This window comes from Candidatus Protochlamydia sp. W-9, from assembly GCF_001950615.1.
In the GTDB taxonomy this organism is placed as follows: Bacteria; Chlamydiota; Chlamydiia; order Chlamydiales; family Parachlamydiaceae; genus Protochlamydia; species Protochlamydia amoebophila.
Window position 1 is genome coordinate 1 of record NZ_BCPZ01000144.1, and the last position, 3,547, is coordinate 3,547.

Annotated in this window: 3 protein-coding genes and 1 pseudogene; 3 read left to right on the forward strand and 1 reads right to left on the reverse strand. The window is 32.6% G+C overall.

Annotated elements, in window-relative coordinates; translation table 11 throughout:
* The first annotated feature begins 702 nt into the window (after positions 1-702).
* Positions 703-1,512 carry a hypothetical protein gene (locus tag BU804_RS04295; RefSeq protein ID WP_075883118.1) on the forward strand — a complete coding sequence of 270 codons (810 nt, stop codon included), beginning with the start codon at positions 703-705 and terminating at the stop codon, positions 1,510-1,512.
* Between the two features lie 188 nt (positions 1,513-1,700).
* On the forward strand, positions 1,701-2,597 hold the full coding sequence (gene map, locus BU804_RS04300) for a type II methionyl aminopeptidase (RefSeq protein ID WP_075883119.1): 897 nt from the start codon (positions 1,701-1,703) through the stop codon (positions 2,595-2,597).
* Positions 2,598-2,877: 280 nt separating this feature from the next.
* Here the strand turns inward: map and BU804_RS04305 are convergent, their stop codons facing one another.
* Entirely contained in the window at positions 2,878-3,075 is a 198-nt protein-coding gene (locus BU804_RS04305) for a hypothetical protein (protein WP_075883120.1), read from the reverse strand.
* A 186-nt stretch (positions 3,076-3,261) separates the two neighbouring features.
* On the opposite strand from BU804_RS04305, the pseudogene BU804_RS17430 reads away from it, so the two are divergent.
* A pseudogene (locus BU804_RS17430) lies at positions 3,262-3,390 on the forward strand (transposase); the annotation flags it as partial.
* Positions 3,391-3,547 lie beyond the last annotated feature (157 nt).

Genomic DNA, 3,547 nt, shown 5'->3' on the forward strand with positions numbered 1-3,547 from the left:
AATTATATGAATATTTCCAATATTTTAGTAAGTTTTTCCTTCTATGTATTATATTCTGTTACACAGAATAAACTTTATCTTATTTTAAGAACTAATTTTTTTTATTTTTTTAGAAGAGATATTTTAAATACGGTAGCCTTGCAAGAATAACTATAAAAAAAAATTTAGAGAGAGGAAGATAAATTTTATGTAAAATTGACATCTTCATTTATTTCCAAGTTTGTTTTTGATTTTATTACTAAGAGTTTTATGACCTAATCAGGAGTTACATAAATTGTTCGAACTTTCTAGCTTGCTGTTAGAGTGAATTGTTTTGACTCTATTAATAAAAATTCTTTATATTGTCGTGGGTTTTAAGGTGGCAAAATTGATTACGAGCGTTGCTAGCTTGACTTTTTAATAGCGGCATTTTTTATCGTTATGAGATTATTTAAAATAATAACATCAGTTATTTTGCAAGTTGAACAAGAGATGAGTTTTTTAATGAATTGGTTACGTTTTTAAGTTTTATAATTTCTACCGTTTAACCATTTTCTATTTATAAATCAGCAAAATGTTATGATTTTAGATGTGTTCTTGGTTGTTTTGCCTTTTTGCACATTTCTCTTTTTCAAAGATTGCTACTTAATCGCTCTTTACTCATTTTATATTCGAATACATAAAATAAGCATCTTTAAATTTTATAACGGTTACCATTTTATCATGAAATTTACCAATTGTATTTTTTATTTTTTAGCAATTTCTTTATTAATGACCATTTATAATTTCGCAGAATCAGGGAAGGGGAAAATTAATAATGGGCAAGATTTCACAAAACCTTTACCGAGATTAGTTTTATTTTGTAAATATCAAGATATCAGCGAATTTTCCAGAGCGCAAACATTTACTTTGCGAGCAGATAAGCCTTTCAATTTGAATGAGCGTTGGGTTGTATCTACTCGCGTTGATCTTCCTTATACCGATATTCGCATCAAAAAACTCGTAGGATATCATTATATGATTCTTTCTCCAAAAAAACATGAAAGGGGATTATCCGATCTTTCATTTCAAGCATTATTTATTACTCCCACTTACGGGAAATGGACATTTGCTTTTGGATTAAAGCTGTGTTTTCCGACTGCGCAAGGGAAAAACTTAGGTTCAGGCAAATATCAAATGCTTCCAACTTTTTCGTTTAAATATGATTTGAAAAATTGGATAAACGGGGCCTGGTGCGCATTTCTCGTGCGACAAGACTTTGATATAGGGGGAGCTAGATCACGTCGTTCGATTAATCAAACTTGTCTTGAACCTATATTCAACTTTGATTTACCTTATAACTGGTTTGTTACGCTTGCCCCAAAAATTCGGTATAATTGGAAACATCGAACTTGGTTTGTTCCTTTTGACATTCAAGTAGGCAAAATGCTCACTGAAAAATTGGTTTTATCGCTCGAATATAAAAAACGTCTTGTCGACAATTTCCCTGTTTTTCGGCAAGAAATTGAATTACAACTAGGATATTTCTTTTAATCGATTTAAAATAAAAAAACATTTATAAGTCAAAGTAGATAGCTTGCGATTTTGGTTTTTTCTTAATTGTAAACTAATCTGCCATAAAATTTTATCTTCAAATTTCCGTTGAATTTAATTACCTCCTAATGATAGGAGACGGCATATTTGAATTTGTAAAAACCAGAAATTAGACAAGAAAATTAATTATGCAGCAAATCTACAAGCAAAATTTTATTCGCGCAGGAGAATTAGCAGGTCAAGTTCGTGCGTATGGAAAAAGCCTTATAAAAAAAGGAGCTTCCTATAAAGACGTAATGGACAAAATTTCAGCGAAAATTTTCGATTTGGGAGCTAAACCCGCTTTTCCTCCTCAAATGGCCTTAAATCATGTGGCGGCACATTATTTGATTTATCCGGGTGAAGACGTCATTTTCTCTGATCAAGTAATTAAACTTGATGTTGGTGTGTGTTATAAAGGAGCTATCGGTGATTGCGCAGTGACAGTTGATTTGTCGGATAAATATCAAAAACTTATCCAAGCTGTAGAAGAAGCACTTTTGAATGCTGAACAAATAGTTAAGGTTGGATTACCTGTGCGGGAAATTGGTTATACGATTGATCAAACCATTTCTTCTTATGGTTTTAAAGCTGTAAAAAATTTATCTGGGCATGGGTTAGGGCCTCATAAAATTCATACTTCGCCTATAATACCCAATTATGATAATCATTCTAAAGCGGTTATTAAGCCAGGCATGACTTTTGCGATAGAACCTTTTGCAACAGATGGGGAAGGATTAATTTATGAAGAAGGAAAAGCGACTATATTTGCTTTTACTTCCTGGAGACCCGTTCGCTCCGAAATAGCTCGTTTAGTTTTAAATAAAGTAAAAACGTTTAATGGCCTTCCTTTTTCTATTCACAATTTATTAGATGCACAATTTTCTCTATTAGAGTTGGAAACGGGACTGGCGGAACTATTACGATTTGGAGTGATTGCTGAATACGGTCCATTGATTGAAGAAAAAAATGGAATTGTAGCTCAAGCTGAAAACTCTGTACTAGTTGATGAACATGGAAAAGTTTTTATCACGACTCGTCTATAAACTTGAGATTTTGTTTTATAGATTATGTTGTTATTTAGGTTTAAGAAGGTTTGTAGAAAAAAATTGCAGACGAATTGGCACTCCATTCTAAAATTTAGGGCCAGCAAAAAAAAGCTTCTGTATTTGGTGTTTTGTTAATTTTTTAATATTGATTATCGGCTGAACGAATAGCGTCGTAGAGCTTAAATGCAAATAAATAATCGGATTTGATGAAATAAATCTCTGTTGCCCTTTAAAAAAAACGGGCATAGGTTCATATCTAGTTAATTTTTTTAATTTTCTAACTTTTTAGATTCAAGATCAATAATATACAAATGACTTTCGATAAAAAATTAGGATAATCGAAAGGCATTAATTCGTTAAGAGCATGTTCAATATTTGTTTGTTTCACTCTTTCTGCTTTTCCTTGATCAACAAGCTGTTTCATGATTTTTTTGAGCTCGTGATAAATTCCTTGAGCACTGCCAGCCCAAAACATGCCATCATACCCATCTAATAAAGTACCCCCTTAAATGGTAAGAAGAGAGTGTAAGTAAATGACATTGCCCCGCAAAAAAGGTCCAACAGAAAGTAGAAAATCATGCTATCTTTTAAAAAAAGGGAAACAGTATGAAGAAAAGATTCACAGAAGAACAAATCATTAAAACCCTAAAAAGAAGTTGACTCTGGAATACCTCTTGAAGAAGTTTGTCGCAAGCACAAAGTCAGCACAGCTTCTTATTATCAATGGAAAGCAAAGTTTAGTGGGATGGATGTTTCCGAAGCTCAACGATTAAGGAGCCTTGAGTCTTAAAATACTAAGCTTAAAAGGCTTGTTGCTGACCAAGCTTTAGACATTGTGGCTTTAAAGGATGTCTTGTCAAAAAAGTGGTAAGCCCAGCTGCTAAGCGACTTTGTGCTAAATGGATGATAGAAAATCATCGATTGAGCCAAAGACAGGCTTTCAAATT

Coding starts and splice junctions, on each gene's coding strand:
- map (WP_075883119.1), top strand. CDS start 1,701: ATGCAGCAAATCTACAAGCAAAATTTTATTCGCGCAGGAGAATTAGCA.
- BU804_RS04295 (WP_075883118.1), top strand. CDS start 703: ATGAAATTTACCAATTGTATTTTTTATTTTTTAGCAATTTCTTTATTA.
- BU804_RS04305 (WP_075883120.1), bottom strand. CDS start 3,075: ATGTTTTGGGCTGGCAGTGCTCAAGGAATTTATCACGAGCTCAAAAAA.